Source organism: Photorhabdus cinerea (assembly GCF_011189575.1).
GTDB classification, from domain to species: domain Bacteria; phylum Pseudomonadota; class Gammaproteobacteria; order Enterobacterales; family Enterobacteriaceae; genus Photorhabdus; species Photorhabdus cinerea.
Genome location: NZ_PUJW01000016.1, coordinates 1 through 25,751, shown reverse-complemented (window position 1 = coordinate 25,751; position 25,751 = coordinate 1). Strand labels below are relative to the sequence as shown.

23 protein-coding genes are annotated in these 25,751 nt (G+C 41.6%); 19 read left to right on the top strand and 4 right to left on the bottom strand.

Annotated features, from left to right (window positions below; all coding sequences use genetic code 11):
* Window positions 1-50 precede the first annotated feature (50 nt).
* Entirely contained in the window at window positions 51-2,327 is a 2,277-nt protein-coding gene (metE, locus tag C5469_RS15460; RefSeq protein ID WP_166308462.1) for a 5-methyltetrahydropteroyltriglutamate--homocysteine S-methyltransferase, read from the top strand.
* 239 nt (window positions 2,328-2,566) lie between these two features.
* Entirely contained in the window at window positions 2,567-3,400 is an 834-nt protein-coding gene (locus tag C5469_RS15455) for an intradiol ring-cleavage dioxygenase (RefSeq protein WP_166308459.1), read from the top strand.
* Between the two features lie 372 nt (window positions 3,401-3,772).
* On the opposite strand, the gene pcp is transcribed toward C5469_RS15455, so the two are convergent.
* A complete protein-coding gene (gene pcp, locus C5469_RS15450; RefSeq protein ID WP_166308456.1) occupies window positions 3,773-4,429 on the bottom strand; it encodes a pyroglutamyl-peptidase I in 657 nt (218 codons plus the stop codon).
* A 687-nt stretch (window positions 4,430-5,116) separates the two neighbouring features.
* Between pcp and udp the strand changes: the two genes are divergently transcribed.
* From udp to hemB, 11 genes are all read left to right on the top strand, one after another.
* Window positions 5,117-5,872 carry a uridine phosphorylase gene (udp, locus tag C5469_RS15445; RefSeq protein ID WP_054479309.1) on the top strand — a complete coding sequence of 252 codons (756 nt, stop codon included), beginning with the start codon at window positions 5,117-5,119 and terminating at the stop codon, window positions 5,870-5,872.
* Between the two features lie 96 nt (window positions 5,873-5,968).
* Window positions 5,969-6,754, top strand: coding sequence for a tyrosine-protein phosphatase (locus C5469_RS15440; protein ID WP_166308453.1), 786 nt, complete (start codon window positions 5,969-5,971; stop codon window positions 6,752-6,754).
* Between the two features lie 68 nt (window positions 6,755-6,822).
* Window positions 6,823-7,359 carry a DedA family protein gene (locus C5469_RS15435; protein WP_422615862.1) on the top strand — a complete coding sequence of 179 codons (537 nt, stop codon included), beginning with the start codon at window positions 6,823-6,825 and terminating at the stop codon, window positions 7,357-7,359.
* Window positions 7,360-7,485: 126 nt separating this feature from the next.
* Window positions 7,486-8,820: a DNA recombination protein RmuC gene (gene rmuC, locus C5469_RS15430; RefSeq protein WP_207629085.1), complete on the top strand. Its 1,335-nt coding sequence runs from the start codon at window positions 7,486-7,488 to the stop codon at window positions 8,818-8,820.
* 72 nt (window positions 8,821-8,892) lie between these two features.
* Entirely contained in the window at window positions 8,893-9,648 is a 756-nt protein-coding gene (gene ubiE / locus C5469_RS15425) for a bifunctional demethylmenaquinone methyltransferase/2-methoxy-6-polyprenyl-1,4-benzoquinol methylase UbiE (protein ID WP_166308444.1), read from the top strand.
* A 28-nt stretch (window positions 9,649-9,676) separates the two neighbouring features.
* Entirely contained in the window at window positions 9,677-10,300 is a 624-nt protein-coding gene (gene ubiJ, locus C5469_RS15420; RefSeq protein ID WP_242689489.1) for a ubiquinone biosynthesis protein UbiJ, read from the top strand.
* A complete protein-coding gene (ubiB, locus tag C5469_RS15415) occupies window positions 10,287-11,924 on the top strand; it encodes a ubiquinone biosynthesis regulatory protein kinase UbiB (protein ID WP_166308437.1) in 1,638 nt (545 codons plus the stop codon). Before ubiJ ends, ubiB begins: the two co-directional genes overlap by 14 nt.
* Before the next feature lie 107 nt (window positions 11,925-12,031).
* Entirely contained in the window at window positions 12,032-12,292 is a 261-nt protein-coding gene (tatA, locus tag C5469_RS15410) for a Sec-independent protein translocase subunit TatA (RefSeq protein WP_166308434.1), read from the top strand.
* 3 nt (window positions 12,293-12,295) lie between these two features.
* A complete protein-coding gene (gene tatB, locus C5469_RS15405; protein WP_166308431.1) occupies window positions 12,296-12,739 on the top strand; it encodes a Sec-independent protein translocase protein TatB in 444 nt (147 codons plus the stop codon).
* Between the two features lie 21 nt (window positions 12,740-12,760).
* Entirely contained in the window at window positions 12,761-13,537 is a 777-nt protein-coding gene (gene tatC / locus C5469_RS15400; RefSeq protein ID WP_054479323.1) for a Sec-independent protein translocase subunit TatC, read from the top strand.
* A 109-nt stretch (window positions 13,538-13,646) separates the two neighbouring features.
* Window positions 13,647-14,660, top strand: coding sequence for a porphobilinogen synthase (gene hemB / locus C5469_RS15395; protein WP_166308428.1), 1,014 nt, complete (start codon window positions 13,647-13,649; stop codon window positions 14,658-14,660).
* Between the two features lie 48 nt (window positions 14,661-14,708).
* On the opposite strand, the gene rfaH is transcribed toward hemB, so the two are convergent.
* The gene (gene rfaH, locus C5469_RS15390; RefSeq protein ID WP_166308425.1) at window positions 14,709-15,197 is read right to left on the bottom strand and encodes a transcription/translation regulatory transformer protein RfaH; all 489 of its coding nucleotides are present in this window, start codon (window positions 15,195-15,197) and stop codon (window positions 14,709-14,711) included.
* 473 nt (window positions 15,198-15,670) lie between these two features.
* Between rfaH and ubiD the strand changes: the two genes are divergently transcribed.
* Window positions 15,671-17,143: a 4-hydroxy-3-polyprenylbenzoate decarboxylase gene (ubiD, locus tag C5469_RS15385; RefSeq protein WP_166308422.1), complete on the top strand. Its 1,473-nt coding sequence runs from the start codon at window positions 15,671-15,673 to the stop codon at window positions 17,141-17,143.
* A gap of 10 nt (window positions 17,144-17,153) precedes the next feature.
* Entirely contained in the window at window positions 17,154-17,855 is a 702-nt protein-coding gene (gene fre / locus C5469_RS15380) for an NAD(P)H-flavin reductase (RefSeq protein ID WP_166308419.1), read from the top strand.
* Window positions 17,856-17,938: 83 nt separating this feature from the next.
* On the opposite strand, the gene fadA is transcribed toward fre, so the two are convergent.
* On the bottom strand, window positions 17,939-19,105 hold the full coding sequence (gene fadA / locus C5469_RS15375) for an acetyl-CoA C-acyltransferase FadA (protein WP_166308416.1): 1,167 nt from the start codon (window positions 19,103-19,105) through the stop codon (window positions 17,939-17,941).
* 11 nt (window positions 19,106-19,116) lie between these two features.
* Window positions 19,117-21,303: a fatty acid oxidation complex subunit alpha FadB gene (gene fadB / locus C5469_RS15370; protein WP_166308413.1), complete on the bottom strand. Its 2,187-nt coding sequence runs from the start codon at window positions 21,301-21,303 to the stop codon at window positions 19,117-19,119.
* 275 nt (window positions 21,304-21,578) lie between these two features.
* Between fadB and pepQ the strand changes: the two genes are divergently transcribed.
* Genes pepQ through hemG form a run of 4 tightly spaced genes read left to right on the top strand, consistent with a single transcriptional unit; the run spans window position 21,579 to window position 25,573 of the window.
* Entirely contained in the window at window positions 21,579-22,913 is a 1,335-nt protein-coding gene (gene pepQ / locus C5469_RS15365) for a Xaa-Pro dipeptidase (RefSeq protein ID WP_166308410.1), read from the top strand.
* Entirely contained in the window at window positions 22,913-23,524 is a 612-nt protein-coding gene (locus C5469_RS15360) for an IMPACT family protein (protein ID WP_166308407.1), read from the top strand. The genes pepQ and C5469_RS15360 overlap by 1 nt, the downstream gene beginning before the upstream one ends.
* A gap of 37 nt (window positions 23,525-23,561) precedes the next feature.
* The gene (gene trkH, locus C5469_RS15355; protein WP_166308404.1) at window positions 23,562-25,013 is read left to right on the top strand and encodes a Trk system potassium transporter TrkH; all 1,452 of its coding nucleotides are present in this window, start codon (window positions 23,562-23,564) and stop codon (window positions 25,011-25,013) included.
* Between the two features lie 23 nt (window positions 25,014-25,036).
* Entirely contained in the window at window positions 25,037-25,573 is a 537-nt protein-coding gene (hemG, locus tag C5469_RS15350) for a menaquinone-dependent protoporphyrinogen IX dehydrogenase (protein WP_166308401.1), read from the top strand.
* Window positions 25,574-25,751 lie beyond the last annotated feature (178 nt).

The window sequence follows — 25,751 nt, the reverse complement described above, 5'->3', positions numbered from 1 at the left end:
GATTATGGATGTGTAAACATCTAGACGGCTAAAAATGACGGGATAATGAAATGACGATTATTAATCACACACTTGGCTTTCCACGTATCGGTTTGAAAAGAGAACTCAAAAAGGCCCAGGAAAATTATTGGGCAGGGAAAATTTCCCAGCAAGAATTATTGGAAACAGGCCGTGAGTTACGTGCCCGTCACTGGGAGCAACAGAAGCAGGCTGGTGTTGATTTAGTGCCGGTTGGTGATTTTGCTTGGTATGATCATGTTCTGACGACTAGCTTACTACTCGGTAATGTACCACCGCGTCACCAGAATCCAGATGGCACGATTAATCTGGATACACTATTCCGTATTGCCCGCGGTCGTGCGCCGACAGGTGAACCTGCCGCTGCCGCAGAGATGACTAAATGGTTTAATACTAATTACCATTATATCGTGCCAGAATTTCAGCAAGGACAGGAATTTAAACTGAGTTGGACTCAGTTACTAGAAGAAGTGGATGAAGCGTTGGCCTTGGGTCACCAAGTGAAGCCAGTTTTACTGGGGCCGGTAACTTACCTGTGGTTGGGTAAGGTGAAAGGTCAGGTATTTGATCGTCTCTCTTTATTGCAAGATATTCTTCCTGTTTATCAGCAAGTATTAGCTGAGCTGGCTAGACGTGGTATCGAGTGGGTTCAGATTGATGAACCGGCGCTGGTACTGGAATTACCAGCAGAGTGGCTGGCAGCTTATCCGGTTGCTTATCAGGCACTTCAGGGGCAGGTTAAGTTATTGTTGACTACCTATTTTGACAGCGTTGGTCACAATCTAGAAACGATCAAATCCTTGCCGGTACAAGGGCTGCATGTGGATCTGGTTGCGGGTCAAGATGATATTGCGCAATTGCATGAATTATTGCCAAAAGAGTGGTTACTTTCCCTTGGTGTGATTAATGGCCGTAACGTATGGCGTGCTGATTTAACCGCTAAATATCAGTTGATTAAGCCATTGGTAGGTAGTCGTACACTGTGGATCGGTTCTTCTTGTTCTCTGCTGCACAGTCCTATCGATTTGAGTGATGAGACAGCGCTTGATGCAGAGGTGAAAAGCTGGTTTGCGTTCGCATTGCAGAAATGTGAGGAATTGGCTCTGCTAGCTGCAGCATTGAATCAACCAGAAGGCAGTAAACAAGCAGAATTGGATGCTTACAGTGCGCCAATCCGTGCTCGCCGTGAATCTAAACGGGTGAATAATCAGACTGTTACTGAGCGACTTACCGCAATTAATCCACAGGACAGTGAGCGTAATCAGCCATATCCCCAACGTGCAGAAATACAGCGCCAGCGCTATAACTTGCCATTGTGGCCGACAACAACAATTGGATCATTCCCGCAAACAACGGAAATCCGCAGCTTGCGTCTGGATTTCAAAAAAGGCCGGGTAGATGGTGCTAACTATCGAACCAATATCTGTGAACATATTAAGCAGGCAATTAACGAACAGGAACGTTTAGGATTAGATGTATTGGTTCATGGCGAAGCTGAACGTAACGACATGGTGGAATACTTTGGTGAACACTTCGATGGTTTTGTCTTTACGCAGAATGGTTGGGTTCAAAGCTATGGGTCCCGTTGTGTTAAGCCACCGGTGATTATTGGTGATGTTAGCCGTCCTGAAGCTATCACTGTGGAGTGGGCGAAATATGCTCAATCGTTGACAGAGAAACCTGTCAAAGGAATGTTAACCGGGCCTGTGACTATTCTCTGTTGGTCATTCCCAAGGGAAGATGTCAGCCGTGAGACGATTGCTAAGCAAATTGCATTGGCACTGCGTGATGAAGTAAATGATTTGCAGCAAGCTGGCATTGGTATCATCCAGATTGATGAACCTGCATTGAGAGAAGGTTTACCACTGCGTCGGGAAGAGTGGCAAGCTTATCTCGACTGGGCGGTAGAGGCATTTAAATTGAGTGCTGCAATTGCTAAAGATGACACACAGATTCATACTCATATGTGTTATTGCGAGTTCAATGACATCATGCCTTCTATTGCAGCATTGGATGCGGATGTGATTACCATTGAAACTTCCCGTTCAGATATGGAGCTGTTGGATTCATTCGAAAACTTCTCTTATCCGAATGAGATTGGGCCGGGTGTTTATGATATTCATTCACCTAACGTACCTAGTGTTGAATGGATTGAAGCGCTATTACGTAAAGCAGCTGATCGTATTCCGGTCGAACGTTTGTGGGTTAACCCGGATTGTGGCTTAAAAACTCGTGGTTGGATCGAAACTCGCCAGTCATTGGCAAATATGGTGCAGGCGGCGAAACGTCTACGTGAATCAGTGAAATAATTAATCCAGCAATTTGCCTGTCACCCTTAATTGGGTGATGGGCATTTTTCATAAAATAATTTTTCTCTTGGAGGAGTTTGTCGCTTAATGGGGCTTCCTCTGTAATCAAACTTTTTGTGATTTATATATTCCATATTGATATTGGAAAAAATATATTTTATTAACAAAATACCCGCAACGTAACAAAATGGAAACTGGAAGCATTGTAATAGAAGCTAAATAATTAATGAGAGGATTATATGGATGTAAATAATTTGCAAGGTAAGAAAAGTAGCTCTCGAAGAGATTTTCTAAAAAGTGGTGCTGCTATCACGGCTACGGCTGCACTTGCTCCGATTGGTCTGGCCCGTGCGGAAGGAAAATTATCGTCACAGAATGGAATAGGCGTGTGTACGCTTGCCCCAGAGCAGATATCAGGGCCATATTTCCGAAATAGTAAAATTGTAAGGAGGGATATTACTGATTCAGAAGCAGGAATACCTTTTTTATTAAAAATCACTATCATGGATGAGAAAACATGTAAACCTGTCGATAAATTATTTGTTGATATTTGGCACTGTAATAGCCGGGGGAAATATTCTGGCTGGAGTTATATAAGCCCTGATATACCACCTAAAGCCGGTGAAATATCCGCTATCAACAGAACTGATGATCAAGTTTTTCTAAGAGGGGCTCAACAATCGGATAAAAATGGAGTGGTCAATTTTACTACTATTTATCCTGGGTTTTATGTTGGTAGGGCAACTCATATTCATATTGCAATTAGACAGATTAGCAAAGATATAAATGAAAAAGAGCATTTTGCCTTTGTTGGTCAGATGTATTTTTCTGAAGAAATCAATACAGAGGTTTATAAATATGATCTGTATTCAAAACGGAAGATAATCAGAACCAAAAATCATGAAGATGAATATTTTAAAAATATGAATGGTCATCTTTCAGAAATAAAATTAACAAAAATAGACGAATCTGATATTAACCGTGGAATATTGGGTGAAATAATTTTATCAATAGACTTGGAAAATATATCTAATTTCATAACTAAAGATGATTTATATTCCCATGCGGTATGACCGATTTTGTTGAATAGACTAAATTTCAATGTAGTAACAGTCGAAATTATAAAGTAACCTATGTAAATAGTATGCTGATTAGTCATTTAAAAAAAGTATCAGGTGCTTGATATCCCCAATAGATTTCAAATTGCAGCGCGGCGGCAAGTGAACGTCTCCCCAGGAGCATAGATAACGATGTGACTGGGGTAAGTGAAAGCAGCCAACAAAGCAGCAACTTGAAGGATGAAGGGTATAGTTACATACGGACATTGTGCAGGCACAGAGATAGGATTATCTTCGCTGTTTGGTTAATATTATCCAGTAGATCGTGTTTCTCTGTGCCTGTCATTTTCGTGGAGAGTTTTCAACCGCAGTGAGCGGAACATCAAATTAATGAGTTGTACCTCCACTGATGACGATATCCTCACTGTTTTTTAATGCTTCATCGATGGCAATTTCCAGCGCTGTTATGACGGTTTCTAGGGCCATACTCGGAGTACCTGAGTGCCTAGCTGCCTGTTCAGGCAGATAAGGAATATGGATAAATCCACCGCGTATTTCAGGATTGGTGGATGCTAAATGATGCAATAAGCCATACATAACGTGATTACAGACAAAAGTGCCTGCGGTTTGTGAGATTGAGGTAGGGACTCCTGCTTTATGCAAACCTTTGACTATCGCATTGATCGGTAATGTGGAGAAGTAGGCCGCAGGGCCTGTTACGACTATGGGAGTATTGATAGGCTGGTTGCCTTGATTATCAGGAATGCGAGCATCATTAATATTAATTGCCACGCGTTCTACAGTAATATCTGGCCTACCACCCGCTTGTCCTACTGAAATCACTAGATCAGGTTGTATTTCATCAATAGCGGCGTATAGGCAAGCCAGAGAGACATCGAATACGCATGGAAGCTGGAGAGCTTCGACCCGCGCTCCGCATAGTCTGCGACCTTGCAACTGTTTGGCTGCTTCCCATGACGGATTTATCGTTTCATCGTCGAAAGGATCAAAACCTGTAATTAAAACTGTTTTCTGTGTCACCATAGATAGCACTCCTGCATGTTGGAAAAATTCTAATATGTTTAAACAATATGCATTCTATAAAAAGGTGATTGTGATATTTATATTTGTCAATTGTTACATTTTTATTGTAAATATAATTATAACATGGTGAAAAATAATAAAGAAAAAACATTTCATTAAATATGGAAATAAAATATAGTTTGTTTTTGAATTTTTCACGATAATAAAAAGTCAATGAAAATATAATTCGATGTATTATGCTGTTGGTTTATAAATATCGGAGAGGATAATTTATATTTAATGAAGTTGTAGTAGACCTTTGTTTTTCTTCTTCACGGTTAATAAATCAAATCAGCTATTTTGGCCTATTCTCTTCTTGGTGTTGTTTGAAACATAAACATAATTAAACAATTTATTGCTTGTTTCCCAGTGTAAATGTATTCAGGTAGCTTATGGTTGAGAGAAAACATTCGGTTTTTTTGTTAAATTTGCAATTGTTGTTCAATCCCGTGTTAATGTTCAGTAATAGTTAGAACACTCATTTTTTCTTTTTTTATGATCATTTTGTGACTTATGTCTCAAAATAATGTACGTTTTTCTTTTTTATCTTACTTTAAAGTGATATTTATCACTAAAAGATGTCTAAATACTCAATACAGTAGATTTCAATTAATTTCATTATAAATTCTTCCCGCTGAGGAGTCTGATATGTCTGATGTGTTTCACTTGGGTCTGACCAAAAGCGACCTGCAAGGCGCAACTCTAGCTATTGTTCCGGGTGATCCGAAACGTGTGGAAAAAATTGCAAGATTAATGGACAACCCCGTTCATCTTGCTTCTTTGCGTGAATTTACGTCATGGCGAGCAGAAATTGATGGCAAAGCCGTTATTGTTTGCTCCACGGGTATAGGAGGTCCATCAACGTCCATTGCTGTTGAAGAATTAGCACAATTAGGTGTTCGTACTTTCCTGCGTATTGGTACAACAGGGGCAATTCAAGAAAATATTAATGTTGGTGATGTACTGGTAACCACGGCGGCTGTTCGCTTGGATGGTGCTAGCTTGCATTTTGCGCCGATGGAATTTCCGGCAGTTGCAGATTTTGAATGTACAACTGCGTTGTATGAAACGGCAAAAGATTTAGGTGCAACGACACATGTTGGCGTAACAGCTTCTTCAGATACTTTCTATCCTGGCCAGGAACGTTATGATACCTATTCTGGCCGTGTTGTGAGTCGTTTCAAAGGGTCAATGGCTGAATGGCAGGCAATGGGTGTCATGAATTATGAAATGGAATCTGCAACTTTGTTGACTATGTGTGCAAGCCAGGGGCTGCGTGCAGGTATGGTTGCTGGTGTCATTGTTAACCGTACTCAGCAGGAAATCCCTGATGTTGAATTGCTCAAGAAAACCGAGAGCAGTGCATTGATGATCGTAGTAGAGGCTGCTCGCCGCCTATTGTGAATCATATTCTTTGGGGCCGGAATATTCCGGCTCACTCTTCTTTTTAGATAAAAATCTGTTAATGTCTTAATATTTTACAACTAATTAAGAGTAATCATGATTACAACATCCTTCTTATTACATCCATCGGCGCTTCCCCTCCATGGAGGGATTAATTTTCGTGATTTAGGTGGTAAAACTGTAGTCAGTGGCGGGAAAATCAAATCAGGTTTACTTTTCCGTTCCGGTTCTCTAGACCGTTTGACAGAAAAAGACCAATCTTTCCTGGCAAAGAAAAACCTATTTCAAATTATAGATTATCGTGACGTAAGTGAAATAGCTGATAAACCCGATCAGATATGGAATGGTGCTAATTATCACCATGCCCCTGCTAATCCATTATCTGAGGAGGTGAATGCTAATCTGGAAAAATTAGCGACAGAAACGTTGGAGCAATTTAATCCACAGGCATTTATGTTCCGTCTTTATGAATTATTGCCTTTAAAAAACCCCGCTTATAAAACATTGGTTAGCTTACTGCAACAGCCGGAAAAAGGCGGAATAGTACAACATTGTGCGGTAGGTAAAGATAGAACCGGTGTAGGCTCTGCGCTGGTGTTGTTTGCACTTGGCGCTGATTTGGACACGGTAATGGAAGATTATTTGGTGACTAATTCTACGTTGGCTCCTTACCGAGAGTATTTGTTGAATGAACATGCGAAAACCATGAGTGACAATGTGGTTGAGAAATTCGCTTATGTCTATTCCGTCAGAGAAGAGTTTCTCATGATGGCATTAAACAGTATTAATCAGAATTATGGCAGTGTAGATGTATGGCTGGAGAAAGACTTTGGCCTTGATTGTGCAGCCCGTAAGAAATTACAAGGTTATTTCCTTGAATAAAATATCGGTTTAATTCTGGTTAATACGATAGCAGTTAAATTGAATATGGTATTAATCAATATAGGAATATGAATTTGAGCCTCCATGAAATAGTTGATCTAGTTGTAGATTTTGTTAAAGCCCATGATACTTGGATCATACCGATAATTTTCTTACTCGCTTTTGGTGAATCTTTAGCTTTTTTCTCCTTGCTATTGCCAGCAACTATCATATTGCTTGGATTAGGTGCATTAATAGGTGAAAGTGGCCTTAATTTTTGGCCAATGTGGTTGGCAGCAGCAGCTGGGGCCTTTTTCGGCGATTGGGTATCTTACATCGTTGGTGCTTATTTTAAAGGAGATGTTGTCAAGATCTGGCCAATTTCCCGCAAGCCACAGTTGTTGACACGAGTGCACCATTTCTTTGACCGTTGGGGTATTTGGAGCATTTTCTTCGGTCGGTTCTTTGGCCCATTTCGTGCAATTGTGCCATTAGTGGCGGGGATCTGTACTATGCCATTGCGCTATTTTCAAATTGCTAATATCTGTTCTGCACTTATCTGGTCTTTTGGGGTATTAGCGCCAGGTGCTTTTGGTTTGCAATGGCTGGCTGAATGGATGAGCTGATTGCGAGTGGCTTCGCAAACTGAACCATTTGTATAGATCAATCTGGACATATATACAGTATCTATTTAACTTAACTGGCTGAAGAATGTAACAGAGGAAATACAGGTGGATATCCAGTTGCTATATATGTTGATTGGTATTCTCGGGGGCTTGCTGGGTGGGGGCGTTATCGTCTGGCTTTCTGTTTATCAACGTATTCAGCAACAAGAACGGGAGTTCCGGGAATTGAACAGCCAGCTTGCAGTTGCCAATGAAAAACTTGAGCAGTTGGCTTACTGGCGGGCTGAATGTGAACAATTGAACCAGGAATTGCGAGCCCAGAGAGAAGTCAACAGTGTGCAGGAATCTGAACTACGGGAAGTGACTACTCGGCTGGAAGAGAGTCGCCTTGCAGCTGAGGAAAAACAGCGGTTATTGATCAATAGTGAACTACGCCTGAATACTCAATTTGAAAATTTGGCTAACCGTATTTTTGAACAAACTGGTCGTCGTACAGATGAGCAAAATCGGCAGAGTCTTAGTAGTCTTCTGACTCCATTTCGTGAACAACTTGATGGTTTTCGCCGCCAGGTACAGGAGAGTTTTGGTCAGGAAGCCCGTGAACGGCATACTCTTACACATGAAATCCGTAATTTACAGCAACTGAATGCCCAGATGGCGAAAGAGGCTGTTAATCTGACAAATGCCCTTAAAGGTGATAACAAAATTCAAGGAGATTGGGGGGAAGTGGTGCTTGCTCGTATTCTGGAAGCTTCTGGGTTACGAGAGGGACATGAATTTTGCACTCAGGTGAATATCAAGGTAGAGGGTAACAGTCGTTTCCAACCCGATGTTATTGTTCATTTGCCGCAAGGGAAAGATGTGGTTATCGATGCAAAAATGTCGCTAGTGGCTTATGAGCGTTATTTTAACAGTGAAGATCGGCATCAGCAGGAATTAGCCCTTCAGGACCATATTAACTCAATTAAAGGCCATATTCGCGGCTTGAGTCGTAAAGATTACCAGCAACTGCCTGGATTGAAATCGTTGGACTATGTACTGATGTTTATTCCAGTTGAACCCGCTTATTTGATCGCGCTCAACAGAGCACCTGAGCTGCTTGATGAGGCACTTAAACACAATATTATGCTGGTTAGCCCATCAACATTATTAGTTGCTGTGCGTACCATCAATAACTTGTGGCGATATGAATATCAAAGCCAAAATGCTCGTTTAATCGCGGATAAGGCTTCTAGAATGTACGATAAGATGCGTTTGTTTGTTGAGGATATGCAAGGTTTAGGGCAAAGCTTGGATAAGGCTCAACTTAATTATCGGTTGGCAATGAAAAAGCTTACTGAGGGACGTGGCAATCTGATAAGCCAGGCGGAGGGTTTTCGTAATTTAGGGGTTGAAGTAAAACGTCCTATTGATCCTGAATTAGCTGATAGGGCTAACCAACCATCCTGTGCTAATGATTAACGCCAGGATAGGGTTTTGTATGAAAGGCTGATACACTTTTATAACAGTTTGAGTAAAAAGCGGGCAAATAACATGGTAGACCAAGCGAAACAAACCACACATTTTGGTTTCCGCACTGTAGCGAAAGATGAAAAAGAGGGCATGGTAGCTGAAGTGTTTCATTCTGTTGCTGCAAAATACGATTTAATGAATGATTTAATGTCGTTTGGTATCCATCGTATCTGGAAGCGTGTGGCGATTAATGCCAGTGGTATTCGCCGGGGTCAGCGGGTGCTTGATTTGGCTGGTGGTACTGGAGATTTGACAGCTAAATTTTCCCGCTTAGTTGGTGAGAAAGGGGAAGTTGTTCTTGCTGATATAAATGAATCTATGCTGAAGGTTGGGCGTGAGAAATTACGTGATACTGGTATTGTTGGTAATGTCAGTTATGTGCAAGCTAATGCGGAAGCTTTACCTTTTCCTGATAACTATTTTGATTGCATCACTATCTCTTTCGGTTTACGCAATGTGACTGAAAAAGAAAAGGCCCTGCGCTCTATGTTTCGGGTTTTGAAACCTGGTGGGCGCTTATTAGTGCTTGAGTTTTCTAAACCTTTGCTTGCACCATTAAGCAAAGCTTATGATGCTTATTCTTTCCATGTGTTGCCAAAAATTGGTCAAGTTTTTGTGCAAGATGCGGATAGTTATCGTTATCTGGCGGAATCTATTCGTATGCATCCTGATCAAGAAACACTTAAAACAATGATGGAAGATGCTGGCTTCGAACAGGTGACTTATACCAATATGACTGGCGGTATTGTTGCACTACATAGAGGTTTCAAATTCTGAGATGGAAAGGCCATCACTGAGTAAAACTATGAATTCCACATTGATGCCGGTTTTAACCGCAGTGATGGAAACATCGTTGAATCGCATATTGTACCGCGAACCTGTGTTGAGGCCAGCCCGTATACGCTTGGTGGGTAAAGTTTTGTCGATTGAACTGAAAGAAATGAATACACCGCTTACACTGGTATTCAGTGAAAAACAAGTGGATGTATTAAGTCAATGGACTGAATCTGCCGATTGTACAGTTAAAACTAATTTTTCTGTTTTGCTTAAGCTACGGGATCGTCAACAGCTTTCCAGGTTACTCAATAATGGTGAAATAGTTATTGAAGGGGATATGCAGGTCGTTCAGCAATGGTCTGTTCTGCTGGATATGGTTGAATGGGATTTGGCCCATTATCTTTCCCCTTATGTTGGAGATATCGCTGCTGAAGGTATTAATCAGGTAATTAAAAAAGGATTTCAGTTTTTTTCCGGTTCAATAGCGTGCCAGAAAAATTATCTGGCGGAAACATTAACAGAAGAATGGAAACTGGCGCCAAATAAGCTTGAAGTGGCTCATTTTAGTGAAGAAGTTAGCGTGTTAACCGAAGATATCAGGCAAATAGAGCAACGATTGGCGGTATTAGAGGAAAAATATGACACCAAGTGAATTAAGACGCCTTTATTTGATTATACGGGTTTTTCTTTCTTACGGATTGGATGAACTTATTCCCCAGATTCGTTTGACTTGGCCTCTTCGTTTTGGGCGTTATTTGTTATTCTGGATTCCGAACAGACATAAAGATAAATCACTTGGGGAGAGATTACGACTTGCCTTACAGGAGTTGGGACCAGTCTGGATTAAATTTGGACAGATGCTTTCGACAAGGCGTGATCTTTTTCCACCTGCAATAGCGGATCAATTGGCTTTGTTGCAAGACCGGGTCGCCTCTTTCGACGGTGCTCTAGCTCGTCAATATATTGAAACTTCTTTAGGGGGAGAGCTGGAAACTTGGTTTGATGATTTTGAACCTAAAGCTCTGGCTTCTGCTTCAATTGCTCAGGTACATACTGCTCGGTTAAAAGAAAATGGTCAGGAAATCGTTATTAAAGTAATCCGCCCGGATATTCTACCAATTATTAAAGCAGATATCCGGTTAATGTATCGTCTGGCTAACTGGGTACCAATGTTATTGCCCGATGGGCGCCGTTTACGTCCTCGTGAAGTCGTGCGGGAATACGAAAAAACGTTGATTGATGAGCTAAATTTACTGCGAGAAGCAGCCAATTCAATTCAGCTTCGCCGTAATTTCGAAAAAAGTTCAATGCTCTATGTGCCAGAAATTTATTCTGATTATTGCCGTGAAAATGTTCTGGTGATGGAACGGGTTTATGGTATTCCAGTTTCTGATATTGAAGCGTTGGAAGCGCAGAATACCAATATGAAATTACTGGCTGAACGGGGAGTTCAGGTTTTTTTTACTCAGGTTTTTCGTGACAGTTTCTTTCATGCGGATATGCATCCGGGAAATATTTTTGTCAGTTATGAACATCCTGAAGATCCGTTTTATATTGGTATTGATTGCGGTATTGTTGGCTCTCTTAATAAAGATGATAAACGTTACCTGGCTGAGAATTTTATCGCTTTCTTTAATCGTGATTATCGGAAAGTTGCTGAACTTCATGTGGATTCAGGTTGGGTTCCCAGTGATACCAATGTTGAAGACTTTGAGTTTGCAATTCGTACAGTTTGTGAACCAATATTTGAGAAGCCGCTTGCAGAAATTTCATTTGGGCATGTTCTTCTGAATCTGTTTAATACTGCACGCCGTTTTAATATGGCAGTACAGCCTCAGTTAGTTCTTCTGCAAAAGACGCTGTTGTATGTAGAAGGCTTAGGACGGCAGCTCTATCCACAACTTGATTTATGGAAAACAGCAAAACCGTTTCTGGAGGAGTGGTTACATAGTCAAGTCGGATTACCTGCTGTTATTCGTGCACTGAAAGAAAAAGCACCTTATTGGGCAGAAAAGTTGCCAGAGCTACCCGAATTAGTGTATGACAGTCTTCAGCAGCATAAACATTTGCAAGCCAACATTGAGAAACTGTCAGATCAGTTAAAAGGACAACAGATAAAACAGCGACAGTCACAGTATTTGCTCGGTGTTGGTGCGACATTGTTTCTCTGTGGGAGTTTGTTTTTGTTGTCTGGCTTAGCAAATATCCCTTGGCTGTTTATAGGCATGGGCGCTGTTTCATGGCTGTTTGGCTGGTGTAGGTTGAGTAAAACTTAGTAAAATTTGTCTTAGGTAGCTTTATTTGAAGGTCGGTATTTTCGAAGACATAGTTCGTCGTATAATGAGCTATGAATGATAATCCCTGTTAATAGAGGTAAATCAGGATGGGCGGTATAAGCATTTGGCAATTACTTATCATTGCGGTCATTGTGGTGCTGTTGTTCGGCACGAATAAACTTCGTACTCTGGGTTCTGATCTTGGGGCATCTATTAAAGGTTTTAAAAAAGCGATAGGGGATGATAATCAGCCTGAGCACGCTCAGAAAACCAGTAATGATGCTGATTTTGAAACTAAAAACATCACTGAAAAACAATCTGTAGCTCGATCTGAAACATCTGAGAGCAAAAACAAAGAGCAGGTATAAACCGTGTTTGACATTGGTTTCGGTGAGCTACTATTGGTTATGGTTATTGGCTTGGTGGTTCTGGGGCCAGAACGGCTACCGGTGGCAGTAAAAACGGTTGCTGGTTGGATCAGGGCATTACGTTCTTTGGCTGCTAACGTTCAAAATGAGCTTGCCCAGGAACTGAAATTACAGGAGCTCCAGGAAAGCCTAAAAAAAGTCGAAGAAGAAGCAGGCTTGCAGAATTTATCTCCGGAATTAAAAGCTTCGATGGATGAGTTGAAAGAAGCGGCTGAATCTTTGAAAAAGGCATACCAAAACGAACCTGATGCGGGGAATATGAAAGCATCAGAAATAAATGGGGTGGCACAAAAGTCGGCAACGTCTCAGATTGTGGCTTCATCCGAATCTTCTTCTCCAGTGGATGATAAAGCGGCTTCTGATGCGAAGAAAAAAACTTCTGATTAAGTTAATGGTGAACACTAAAACATGGCTGTTGATGATACTCAACCACTTATCAGTCATCTTATTGAACTGCGTAAGCGAATTCTAAACAGTTTACTGACTGTATTAGTGGTTTTTTTAGCATTGGTTTATTTTTCTAACGACATCTATCAGATGATTTCTGCACCTTTAATTAAGCAATTGCCTCAAGGTGCCAGTATGATAGCGACGGATGTTGCTTCTCCCTTTTTCACACCAATAAAATTGACCATTATGGTGTCGATATTTGTATCTGCACCTATGGTTCTCTATCAGGTGTGGGCATTTATTGCTCCTGCATTATATAAGCATGAGCGCCGCTTGATGATCCCTCTACTTTTTTCCAGTAGTTTGTTGTTCTATTTGGGGATGGCATTTGCTTACTTCGTCGTATTTCCGATAGCTTTTGGATTCTTTGCTAAGACTGCTCCTGAAGGAGTTTTGATTGCAACAGATATCAGTAACTATTTAAGCTTTGTCATGGCACTGTTTATGGCTTTTGGTGTTTCTTTTGAAGTGCCGGTTGCCATTATTTTATTGTGCTGGAGTGGGGTGGTGACACCTGAATCCCTGAAGAAAAAGCGCCCGTATATTTTGGTAGGCGCTTTTGTTGTCGGCATGTTGTTAACGCCCCCAGATGTCTTCTCACAAACTTTACTGGCTATTCCTATGTATCTGCTGTTTGAACTGGGTATTTTGCTCTCCCGTTTTTACACTGGGCAGCGCAAACTGGGAGATCGTTCAGAAGACGAGCAAACATCGGAAGCAAATACGGAAAAGTGATAATAGTAATCTTAACATGTCGTTCTGTAGTGCTAAGATATTAACACAAAGCGATAGCATATTAATTAACCCAGCGCTAGTGCGCTGGGTTTTAAGTTAGGAGAGCTATATGGGATATGTATTTCCAGGCACTTTCCCTGGCCGCCGAATGCGCCGAATGCGCCGTCATGATTTTTCCCGTCGTTTAGTTGCTGAAAATCAATTAACTGTTAATGATTTAATCTATCCTGTATTTGTGATGGAAGGAACTCACTGTCGTCAGGAAGTTCCCTCTATGCCAGGAGTGTATCGTCTGACAATTGATCTTTTGTTGAAAGAAGCTGAAGAGATTGCCCGGTTGGGTATTCCTGTGTTGTCTCTGTTTCCTGTTATTGAAGCAGATAAAAAATCTTTGGATGCGAAAGAAGCTTATAGTCCTGATGGGCTAATTCAACGGACTATACGTGAGCTAAAAGATGCAGTTCCTGAACTGGGATTACTGACTGATGTGGCATTAGATCCGTTCACTACACATGGTCAGGATGGGATCATCGATCAGGATGGTTATGTAATTAATGATGTAACCAAAGAGATCTTGGTTAAACAGGCACTGTCACATGCGGAGGCTGGTGCTGAGATTGTTGCACCGAGTGACATGATGGATGGGCGGATTAGGGCAATTCGAGAGAAGCTTGAAGAGGAAGGTCATGTAAATACTCAGATTATGGCTTATTCCGCTAAGTATGCTTCTGGTTATTATGGTCCTTTCCGTGATGCTATCGGCTCAAGTAGTAATCTAAAAGATGGTAATAAAAAGAATTATCAGATGGACCCAGCCAACAGCGATGAAGCATTGCAAGAGATTGCACAGGATTTGCAGGAAGGCGCTGATACTGTGATGGTTAAACCGGGTATGCCTTACCTGGATGTTATCCGTAGGGTAAAAGAGACATTTGGTGTTCCAACCTTTGCTTATCAAGTATCTGGCGAATATGCCATGCATATGGCTGCTATCCAGAATGGCTGGTTACAGGAACAAGTAATTATAGAGTCCCTGTTATGCTTCAAGCGTGCAGGAGCAGATGGCGTACTGACATATTTTGCAAAACAGGTCGCTCAACAGTTATTTGAGCAGCGGTTTTAATATTGATTAAAAACGGGTGAATATGATTCTGCCCGTTTTTTTGTTTGGTTAAATTTTCACAAACTGCTTGTTATCAAGTGCCTTAGGTAATTGCTTATTCAGAATATTAAGCAACAAAATAGAACGGGTTTCTCCATCTGGCTCATTGTAGATAGCTTGTAATCCTTCAAAAATTCCTTCTGTGATTAATACCGTGTCACCAGTCACAGGTGTATTTGGTGATACATATTCTTGCTCTGTAGTAGACATGATTTCATTAATCAGCGTTTCCGGCACGATAGCCGGGTGTATACCAAAACGGACAAAATGGCTGACGCCGCGCGTTGAATTGATAGTCGTAGTATGGATAACTTCTGGGTCAAACTGAACAAACAAATAATTAGGGAAAAGTGGTTCTGTATTCACAGTACGTTTACCACGGGTTATTTTTTCAATTCTCGCAGTAGGAGTCAGGCAAGCAACATCCTGTCGTTCTAGATTTTCTATTGCTCGTGAAATTTGTCCACGTTTACAGTAGATGAGGTACCAGTTTTCCATGTTTATTTAACCTTGATCCAATGATTATTAAGCATAGCAAAATAGGAAAGGGCATTACAGGCATTATCTTAGTGATAATTGTTTGATGATAGATATTTATTGTTATGAGTAGGCACTGTATTTTCAGTAAAAAAGTGATGAGTAATATTATGGTAGACCGTTGGTGATTCTTTCTGCAATTAATAGGGAAAAAAATAAATGTATAAGTATTTCTGCTTAATAATGGCAAACTTTCAGATAATTCGAACTGGTTAATCTATGCTAAAGATCGGCTGGATATTATGTTTGCCAAGCATGATATCTGCTCTGTTAATTGCAGGTGTATTTGGCTCTGAGATCGCAAGGTTGAATTAAACCCATTGCTTTTTATTAAGTTATTGGTTTACCTTGTAGTCTTCCAAAAAAACACAAAAAAGCTGAATGGGATAGCTTATAATGTTTTCCCCCCTTAAAAACCGGCATGAATGGATAGTATGAAATACCGTGATTTGAGAGACTTTCTGACCTTGTTAGAGCAGAAAGGTGAATTGAAACGTGTCAGCCTTGAAGTTGATCCTTATTTGGAGATGACTGAGATTGCGGATCGTACTCTTCGTGCTGGTGGACCGGCCTTATTGTTTGAAAATCCCAAAGGCTATTCAATGCCTGTATTGTGTAATTTGTTTGGTACTGCCGAACGTGTTGCTATGGGGATGGGGCAGGATGATGTTAAAGCTTTGCATGATGTAGGTAAGTTGCTCGCTTTTTTGAAAGAACCTGATCCTCCGAAAGGTTTTCGTGATTTGCTGGATAAGTTGCCGAAATTTAAGCAAGTCCTTAATATGCCGACCAAACGGCTTAGTACTGCGGCTTGTCAGGAACGGGTTTGGGTTGGGGATGATGTAGATTTAAACCGTATCCCTATAATGCACTGTTGGCCAGAGGATGCGGCTCCGCTGATTACTTGGGGGCTGACAGTAACACGTGGCCCAAATAAAGAGCGGCAAAACCTTGGTATTTATCGCCAGCAGGTGTTGGGTAAAAATAAACTCATTATGCGTTGGTTATCTCATCGTGGTGGGGCTCTTGATTTTCAGGAATGGTGTCAGGCACACCCAGGAGAGCGTTTTCCTGTTGCTGTTGCGTTGGGGGCTGATCCGGCAACGATATTGGGTGCTGTGACGCCAGTTCCCGACACGTTATCAGAATATGCATTTGCTGGGCTGTTAAGGGGACATAAAACAGAAGTTGTGAAATGTCTTTCAAATAACTTGGAAGTGCCAGCAAGTGCAGAGATCATATTGGAGGGATATATTGAGCCTGGCGAGTTAGCCCCTGAAGGGCCATATGGTGACCATACGGGTTATTATAATGAAATTGATATGTTCCCAGTGTTCACTGTGACACATGTTACTCAACGTCACGATGCTATTTATCACTCGACTTATACTGGTCGCCCGCCAGATGAACCTGCGGTATTAGGGGTTGCATTGAATGAGGTGCTGGTTCCGATTTTGCAAAAGCAATTTCCTGAAATTGTCGATTTTTATTTGCCTCCAGAAGGTTGCTCTTATCGCCTTGCAGTTGTAACCATGAAGAAACAGTATGCAGGTCATGCTAAACGGGTCATGATGGGGGTTTGGTCATATCTGCGGCAATTTATGTATACAAAATTTGTTATTGTTTGTGATGATGATATTAATGCCAGAGACTGGAACGATGTCATTTGGGCAATAACTACGCGAATGGACCCAGTAAGAGATACTGTATTAATGGAGAATACTCCAATCGATTATCTCGACTTTGCATCACCAGTTTCAGGATTAGGTTCGAAAATGGGAATGGATGCAACGAATAAATGGCCGGGGGAGACGCAGAGGGAATGGGGACGCCCTATCGTGATGAGTGAGGAAGTGCGTACTCGCGTCAACAAAATTTGGGATGAATTAGATATTTTAAGACCATAAGAGGGAACGCATGACAACACTGAGCTGTAAAGTAACCTCCGTAGAGGCTATTACTGATACGGTTTATCGGGTACGGTTACTTCCTGATTCTCCGTTCTCATTCCGTGCCGGTCAGTATCTGATGGTGGTGATGGATGAGAGAGATAAACGTCCGTTCTCAATGGCATCAACGCCTTCAGAAAAGAAGTTTATTGAACTACATATTGGTGCTTCCGAACTGAATCTGTATGCAATGGCTGTGATGGATAGAATTCTTGAACGGAAAATAATTGATGTTGATATCCCTCATGGTAAAGCTTGGTTCCGTCAGAGTAGCACTAATCCGCTGTTATTGATTGCAGGTGGCACGGGGTTTTCTTATACCCGTTCTATATTGTTGACAGCTTTGGAAGAACAACCTGAACGCCAGATCTCTATTTACTGGGGGGGGAGAGAATCACAACATTTATATGATCTTGCCGAATTACAGCTACTTACAGATAGTTATCCTAATCTGATAGTTGTTCCAGTTGTTGAACAGTCGGAGAATGGCTGGTGTGGGCGTACTGGGACAGTTCTCAAAGCGGTGCTAGAAGATTTTGGTAGTTTGTCCAATTACGATATCTACATTGCTGGGCGTTTTGAAATGGCAAAAATTGCTCGTGAGCGCTTTTGTTGTGAGCGTGGGGCCTCTGCTGACAGTATGTATGGCGATGCTTTCGAATTCATTTAAAATAATAATAAAAAAACCCGCCCCTGACAGGCGGGAATTACGGCAACAACGACTCAGTTATAGTATTTTTTACAGATAAGTTCTTAATCCATTCTTTCTATGATGGTGGCGATACCTTGGCCTAAGCCGATACACATGGTTGCCAGACCAAATTGAACATTGCGGTATTCCATCAGATTCAACAATGTTGTTGTGATGCGAGAACCTGAGCAGCCTAATGGGTGTCCGAGAGCAATTGCGCCACCATTCAGGTTGACTTTGTCATCCATACTATCCAGCAAATTCAGGCCCTTCAGGCAGGCAAGTGACTGAGCAGCAAATGCTTCGTTTAGTTCAATCACGCCAATGTCATCCAGCTCTAAACCTGCTTTTTTGAGCGCCATTTGTGTAGCAAGGACTGGGCCATATCCCATAATGGAAGGATCGCAACCAACAACTGCCATGGAACGGATACGGGCCCGAGGTTTCAGTCCCAGATTCTTGGCATAACTTTCACTGGTTATCAGCATTGCAGATGCACCATCGGATAAAGCAGAAGAGCTGCCTGCTGTGACTGAGCCTGTTACTGGATCGAATACAGGACGTAGAGCAGCCAGATCTTTCAGATTAGTATCCGGGCGGATCACCTCATCGTAATCAAGTAGCTTCAGTGTGCCATCGGCATCGTGACCATAAATTGGTGATATCTCGTTGGAGAATGCGCCTGATTGTGTGGCTTGTGTTGCACGTTGATGAGAACGAAGTGAAAATTCATCCTGCATTTCACGGCTGATATGGTGAATTTTTGCTAGCATTTCAGCGGTTAAACCCATCATACCGGCGGCTTTAGCAACGCTTAGACTCATTTTAGGGTGGAAATCCACACCATGAGTCATCGGAACATGGCCCATGTGTTCTACGCCACCAATCAGAGTAGCATTGGCTTCTCCGGTCATGATCATACGGGCGCCGTCATGCAGTGCCTGCATTGATGAACCGCACAGCCGGTTAACAGTCACGGCGGGTACAGAGTGAGGAAAACCAGCCAGCAATGCAGAATTACGGGCGATGTTGAAACCTTGTTCCAGAGTTTGTTGAACACAGCCCCAGTAAATATCATCTATCTTGTGTTTCTGTATTGCCGGATTACGCTTAAATATTTCTTTCATCAGGTGAGCGGAGAGATCTTCAGCCCGGACCTGACGGAAGGCACCACCTTTTGAGCGCCCCATGGGGGTACGGATGCCATCAATAATGACTACATTTTCCATGTTTCCAGACCTCACACTGTTGTTCCGGTGCTGACAGCAATCGTTGCTGCTGTAGGATAGTAACTTTCATTACGTTCAGCTTTGGCTTTCAGACCAGGTGGCACCTGATAAAGAGCACCGAGGTGAGCATAATTTTCAGCCATTTTTACGTAAGCTGCTGTTCCCATTGTTTCCAGATAACGGAAAACGCCACCACGGAACGGAGGGAAACCGAGGCCATAGACCAGAGCCATATCTGCTTCTGCCGGGCTGGCGATGACACCTTCTTCCAAACAACGGACAACTTCGTTGATCATTGGAATCATAGTACGGGCAATGATCTCCTCACCGGAGAAATTATTCTTCGGTTGGCAGATGGTTGCCAGAAGTTGATCTGTTTGATCGTCCTGCTCTTTCTTCGGTTTGCCTTTCTTATCCTGTGTGTACTTATAGAAACCTGTGCCGTTTTTCTGCCCGTAACGTTGATTTTCATATAAAACATTAATGGCATCTTTATAATCAAGCTGCATACGATCTGGGAACCCTTTAGCCATGACTGACTGGGCATGATGTGCAGTATCAAGACCAATAACATCAATAAGATAAGCAGGGCCCATCGGCCAGCCAAATTCCTTCTCCATAATTTTGTCTATTTGACGGAAATCGCCACCGTCACGTAACAACAGACCGAAACCAAAGAGATAAGGGAGTAGCACCCGGTTTACAAAGAACCCCGGACAATCATTAACTACGATGGGGGTTTTGCCTATTTTGCTGGCGTAAGCAACTACGGTTGAAATTGTCTTTTCAGATGTTTTTTCACCACGGATCACTTCAACCAACGGCATACGATGGACCGGATTAAAGAAATGCATACCACAGAAGTTTTCTGGACGTCTTAAGGAGTTGGCTAATTCTGAAATTGGAATTGTTGAAGTGTTGGATGCTAAGACACAATCTTCATTAACTAAATTTTCAGTTTCTGATAGTACAGCCGCTTTGATTTTAGGATTCTCTACTACCGCTTCAACCACGATTTGAGCCTGTTCAATACCGGCATAATTTAATGTAGGTTGAATAGAAGAGAGGGTTTTTGCCATTTTTATGGCATTCATACGACCACGTTCAAACTGTTTGTTTAAAAGTTTCGCCGCTTCATTCATGCCTAACTCAAGGGCCTGCTGACTGATGTCTTTCATCATAACAGGAATCCCTTTACGGGCAGATTGATAGGCGATACCCCCCCCCATAATTCCTGCGCCTAGCACTGCAGCATATTCAGGTGTTGTGACTTCTTTCAGATGTTTTTTCGCCAGTCCTTTTATGTACTGGTCATTAAGGAAAATACCGACTAAAGCACGGGCAACATTTGTCTGTGCCAGAGGAATAAAGCTGGCAGTTTCTTGTTTCAGTGCTTCATCACGGCCAAGTGTAGCGGCTTTTTCTATGGATTTAACCGCAGTGATAGGTGCTGGGTAGTGTGGGCCGGCAACTTTCATCACCATGCCTTTTGCTACACTAAAACTCATACCACGTTCAATTTCATTAAGCTTCAAAGGCTCTAACTTTGGCTGGCGTGCGGCTTTCCAATCTAGGTTTCCTGCAATAGCCTGTTCCAGCATTGAGACTGCCGAATCAATCAGTTTTTCATTAGAAACAACGGCATCAATAAGGCCATTTTTCAATGCTTCTTCCGCACCAATGTCTTTACCTGCGGCGATGATATCCAGTGCATTATCTGTCCCGATAAGGCGAGGAAGGCGAACTGAGCCGCCGAAACCAGGCATGATACCAAGCTTGGTTTCTGGCAGCCCAATGCGCACGTCGGGGGAGGCTACACGGAAATCTGTAGATAGAACACATTCACAACCGCCACCTAGAGCATAACCATTTATTGCAGAAATGGTTGGGACGGGTAAATCTTCTATCCGGTTAAAAATGCTATTTGAGAAATCAAGCCATTCTTGCAGTTTTTCTACGGGTGAATCAAATAAAGAGAGGAATTCAGTAATATCTGCACCAACAATAAATGCGACTTTCTCAGAACGTAATAAAACGCCTTTCAATCCAGTTTGTTGCTCTAGGCTTGCGACAGCCTTATCCAGAGATGCAACAGTTTTGGTATCCAGTTTATTAATAGCGGCTGGGGCATTGAAAACTAGCTCAGCAATGCCATTTTTCAGCCAGCTTACTTGAATTGTTTCACTTTGATAGAGCATGTCGTTCTCCTAAATGAGCGCATACCATCTGGTATGACCAGATGGGTTTGATTGTGGTTATTATGTTAAGTAAATGCAAATGAGTGATTAATTTTTTGCAAGGGTGATCACAAGTGAGATTTATATCTCATTGACAATAATTGTTTTTATATTTTGATAAATAAGGGATTAGTAGGACCAGATAATATTGAAATGATTTTGACGTGATACCTGCAAAGATCAACGATTGTGATAAGCTGATGATTCAGCCATAAAATAAAAAAAGGTCAATTGAAATGGAAAAGTTGGCATCTCTGTACCACGAACATATCTCTACATTACAACAACGTGCCCGTGAAGTATTGGCACATAATCAATTTGACGCTCTGCTTATTCACTCTGGAGAGTTACAACGTATTTTCCTTGATGACAGAGACTATCCTTTCAACGTTAATGCTCACTTCAAAGCTTGGGTGCCAGTAACTAAAGTGCCTAATTGCTGGTTATGGGTAGATGGTATTAATAAACCTAAATTATGGTTTTATTCACCAATAGATTATTGGCACAGCGTAGAACCGTTACCAACCAGTTATTGGACCAAAGAAGTCGAAATGATTCATCTGGCAAATACCGGAGATATTAATTCAGAGCTAAATTCTTATGTAAAACATAATGTTGTTTATATCGGTTGTTCCCAACAAAGAGCAAAAGAACTTGGTTTTTCTGAACATAATATCAATCCAAAGGCTGTTTTGGATTATTTGCATTTTTATCGTTCATATAAAACAGATTATGAATTGGTTTGTATGCGTGAAGCGCAGAAAACGGCTGTTGTCGGGCATCTGGCAGCTCATGAAGCATTTCAGGCTGGCATGAGTGAATTTGATATCAATATATCTTATCTGATGGCAACAGGTCACCGTGATACAGATGTTCCTTATGACAATATTATTGCTATGAATGAGAATTCAGCTGTCTTGCATTACACAGTATTACAGCACAATGCACCTGCTGAAGTGCGTAGTTTTCTAATTGATGCCGGTGCTGAATATAATGGCTATGCAGCAGATATTACCCGTACTTATGCAGCAAAAAGTAATAACGAATTTGCCTCTCTGATTAAAGATGTGAATGCTGAACAAAAAGTTCTCATCAGTACAATTAAAGCAGGAGTTCGCTATACCGAATATCATATCCAAATGCATCATAGAATTGCTAAGTTGCTGAAAAAATACGGAATTGTGAAAAATATTAGTGAAGAGGCTATGGTTGAAAAAGGACTGACAATGCCATTTTTTCCGCATGGTATTGGTCATCCTCTTGGATTACAGGTTCATGATGTGGCAGGATTTATGCAGGATGATACAGGTACGCATTTAGCAGCTCCGGATATATATCCATATCTGCGCTGTACCCGTATTCTGGAACCTCGTATGGTGCTGACCATTGAACCGGGCCTCTATTTCATTGAATCGCTGCTTGCATCTTGGCGTGAAAGTGAATTTAGTAAACATTTTGACTGGAATAAAATAGAGATGTTTAAACCTTTCGGTGGTATTCGTATCGAAGACAATATTGTTATCCATGAAAATAAAGTGGAAAACATGACCCGGGATCTTCAATTACCATAATGAAACCTTATTTGATACCGGCAGCTTCAGTGAGTTGGACTGAAGAGATTAAAAAAAGCCGTTTTATTACGCTTCTGGAACATACCTGCGGAGTAGATGAGGCTAAAGCGTTTATCCAGCAAATTAAAGCTCAATACCCTGACGCTCGCCATCATTGCTGGGCATTTGTTGCTGGTGCACCAGATGATTCACAGCAATTGGGGTTTTCAGATGATGGCGAACCTTCAGGAACCGCTGGTAAGCCAATATTATCCCAGCTTATGGGAAATAGTGTTGGTGAAATAACAGCGGTTGTTGTCCGTTATTTTGGTGGAATAAAATTAGGTACTGGTGGATTGGTTAGGGCATATGGAAGTGGTGTCCAACAGGCGCTGAAGTTACTGGAAACAAAATATAAGGTTCCACAGAAACTCTGTTCTTTACAGTGTGAATATGCCCATATCTCTATGATTGAACAGTTATTACAGAAGTCAGCAGGGAAGATCATTTCCAGTGAATATACAGAGAGTGTTACTTTGCAAATTTCACTCCCAGCTACCCTAGTGGGTGAAGTCAGTGATAAATTACGTGATCTGAGTCGTGGTGTACTGAATTTAACACCTGATTTGTAAATATTTTCTGTAACTGGATTTCGAAGGAACCAGCTGAATGCATTTTCGTGCCATAACCCGTATTGTTGGGCTGCTTGTCATTCTTTTCTCTGTCACTATGATTATTCCCGGGTTGGTAGCGCTTATCTATCGTGATGGCGCTGGGCGTGCATTTAGTCAGACATTTATTTTTGCCTTAGTTATTGGTCTGATACTTTGGATACCTAACCGGGAGCAAAAACACGAATTAAAACCTCGAGAAGGGTTTCTTATCGTGGTTTTATTCTGGACGGTATTAGGAAGTGTTGGAGCTTTGCCTTTCATATTTTCTGAACAGCCAAGTCTTTCTATTACAGACGCATTCTTTGAATCTTTCTCCGGTTTAACAACAACTGGTGCGACAACACTTATTGGACTTGATTCCTTACCTAAAGCGATTCTCTTCTACCGGCAGATGTTGCAATGGTTGGGGGGGATGGGGATTATTGTATTGGCGGTTGCAATACTGCCTCTGCTTGGGGTTGGGGGAATGCAGCTCTATCGAGCTGAAATGCCGGGACCTTTGAAAGATAATAAAATGCGTCCGCGAATTGCTGAAACGGCAAAAACTTTATGGTTGATCTATGTGTTACTGACAATTGCTTGTGCTCTGGCATTATGGGCGGCTGGCATGTCAGTTTTTGATGCTATTTCTCACAGCTTTTCAACTATCGCAATCGGTGGATTTTCTACTCATGATGCCAGTATTGGTTATTTCGATAGTCCCGCGATAAACACCATTATTGCGATTTTTCTGTTGATTTCTGGTTGCAACTTTGGTTTGCATTTCGCGGTGTTAACGGGACGTAGTCTGACAGTATATTGGCGAGATCCTGAATTCCGTATGTTTATCTCCATTCAATTAGTTCTGGTGATTATTTGTACTCTGATCTTATGGAATTATGCTGTTTATAAATCGGGAATAGAGACATTAAACCAAGCTTTTTTCCAGGTTGTCTCAATGGCGACAACAGCTGGATTCAGTACAGATAGCTTTGCCCGTTGGCCATCATTTTTGCCCATATTATTGTTGTGTTCTGCTTTTATTGGTGGCTGTGCAGGTTCGACGGGGGGGGGACTGAAAGTTATTCGTATCTTATTGTTATTCCTGCAAGGTTCCCGTGAGTTGAAGCGCTTGGTTCATCCGAATGCGGTCTATACCCTTAAGTTAGGACGAAGGGCATTACCTGAACGTATTATTGAAGCTGTCTGGGGATTCTTCTCTGCTTATGCTTTGGTATTTATCATTAGTTTGTTGTTACTGATCGCAACAGGTGTAGACGAGCTTTCTGCTTTTTCTGCAATAGCCGCTACACTGAATAATCTGGGGCCAGGGCTGGGTGTTGTTGCAGATAACTTTACTGCAATGAATCCAATAGCTAAGTGGATATTAGTTATAACGATGTTGTTTGGTCGTTTGGAAGTATTCACTTTGTTAGTTTTATTTACACCGACCTTTTGGCGTGAATAGCCTATTGGGAAAAGGGTATAGATATGAATTGCTTATTGCTTTATTCCAGTCGAGATGGGCAGACGAAGAAAATTATTACCTATATTGCTGAAAATTTACGCAGAGCAGGGGAAGTATGTGATCTTAAAGACTTGGCAACAGTAAAAAGAGTCAATTGGGAATCTTATGACAAGGTTATGATTGGAGCTTCAATCAGATATGGCCATTTTAATCCAGTGCTGAAAAAATTCGCTATTTGCCACCAACAACAACTTAATAAAATGCCCACCGCATTTTTTGGCGTTAATCTAACAGCAAGGAAGCCAGAGAAATGTACTCCTGAAACGAATGTATATGTTCGTAAGTTTTTGCTTAATACACCTTGGAAACCAGATCTGTGCGGTGTTTTTGCTGGTGCATTACTTTATCCTCGTTATCACTGGTTGGATCGTGTAATGGTTAAATTGATCATGAAAATGACTGGTGGGGAAACGGATACAACCAAGGAGATTGAATATACAGATTGGCAGCAAGTCGATCGTTTTACCGATGATTTCCTTAGAGGTTCGAGTGGAAAATAATCAATTTGTTCTTTTTATCAATGTTTTGTTGAAAAAAAACACGAACGAAAGTTTTTTTCAAATAAACACTTGCCAGCGCCGAAGAACGCCCTATAATGCGCCCCACTGACCGACACCCCGCTGAGAAAAAAGCTGGTGGGGTCAGGCAGAGCAACGTGAATAAGCGCTTGACTCTGCG

Bases quoted from the DNA above. Each gene is read 5' to 3' on its own strand.
- metE (WP_166308462.1), top strand. From the start codon at position 51: ATGACGATTATTAATCACACACTTGGCTTTCCACGTATCGGTTTGAAA.
- C5469_RS15455 (WP_166308459.1), top strand. From the start codon at position 2,567: ATGGATGTAAATAATTTGCAAGGTAAGAAAAGTAGCTCTCGAAGAGAT.
- pcp (WP_166308456.1), bottom strand. From the start codon at position 4,429: ATGGTGACACAGAAAACAGTTTTAATTACAGGTTTTGATCCTTTCGAC.
- udp (WP_054479309.1), top strand. From the start codon at position 5,117: ATGTCTGATGTGTTTCACTTGGGTCTGACCAAAAGCGACCTGCAAGGC.
- C5469_RS15440 (WP_166308453.1), top strand. From the start codon at position 5,969: ATGATTACAACATCCTTCTTATTACATCCATCGGCGCTTCCCCTCCAT.
- C5469_RS15435 (WP_422615862.1), top strand. From the start codon at position 6,823: ATGAATTTGAGCCTCCATGAAATAGTTGATCTAGTTGTAGATTTTGTT.
- rmuC (WP_207629085.1), top strand. From the start codon at position 7,486: ATGTTGATTGGTATTCTCGGGGGCTTGCTGGGTGGGGGCGTTATCGTC.
- ubiE (WP_166308444.1), top strand. From the start codon at position 8,893: ATGGTAGACCAAGCGAAACAAACCACACATTTTGGTTTCCGCACTGTA.
- ubiJ (WP_242689489.1), top strand. From the start codon at position 9,677: ATGAATTCCACATTGATGCCGGTTTTAACCGCAGTGATGGAAACATCG.
- ubiB (WP_166308437.1), top strand. From the start codon at position 10,287: ATGACACCAAGTGAATTAAGACGCCTTTATTTGATTATACGGGTTTTT.
- tatA (WP_166308434.1), top strand. From the start codon at position 12,032: ATGGGCGGTATAAGCATTTGGCAATTACTTATCATTGCGGTCATTGTG.
- tatC (WP_054479323.1), top strand. From the start codon at position 12,761: ATGGCTGTTGATGATACTCAACCACTTATCAGTCATCTTATTGAACTG.
- hemB (WP_166308428.1), top strand. From the start codon at position 13,647: ATGGGATATGTATTTCCAGGCACTTTCCCTGGCCGCCGAATGCGCCGA.
- rfaH (WP_166308425.1), bottom strand. From the start codon at position 15,197: ATGGAAAACTGGTACCTCATCTACTGTAAACGTGGACAAATTTCACGA.
- ubiD (WP_166308422.1), top strand. From the start codon at position 15,671: ATGAAATACCGTGATTTGAGAGACTTTCTGACCTTGTTAGAGCAGAAA.
- fre (WP_166308419.1), top strand. From the start codon at position 17,154: ATGACAACACTGAGCTGTAAAGTAACCTCCGTAGAGGCTATTACTGAT.
- fadA (WP_166308416.1), bottom strand. From the start codon at position 19,105: ATGGAAAATGTAGTCATTATTGATGGCATCCGTACCCCCATGGGGCGC.
- fadB (WP_166308413.1), bottom strand. From the start codon at position 21,303: ATGCTCTATCAAAGTGAAACAATTCAAGTAAGCTGGCTGAAAAATGGC.
- pepQ (WP_166308410.1), top strand. From the start codon at position 21,579: ATGGAAAAGTTGGCATCTCTGTACCACGAACATATCTCTACATTACAA.
- C5469_RS15360 (WP_166308407.1), top strand. From the start codon at position 22,913: ATGAAACCTTATTTGATACCGGCAGCTTCAGTGAGTTGGACTGAAGAG.
- trkH (WP_166308404.1), top strand. From the start codon at position 23,562: ATGCATTTTCGTGCCATAACCCGTATTGTTGGGCTGCTTGTCATTCTT.
- hemG (WP_166308401.1), top strand. From the start codon at position 25,037: ATGAATTGCTTATTGCTTTATTCCAGTCGAGATGGGCAGACGAAGAAA.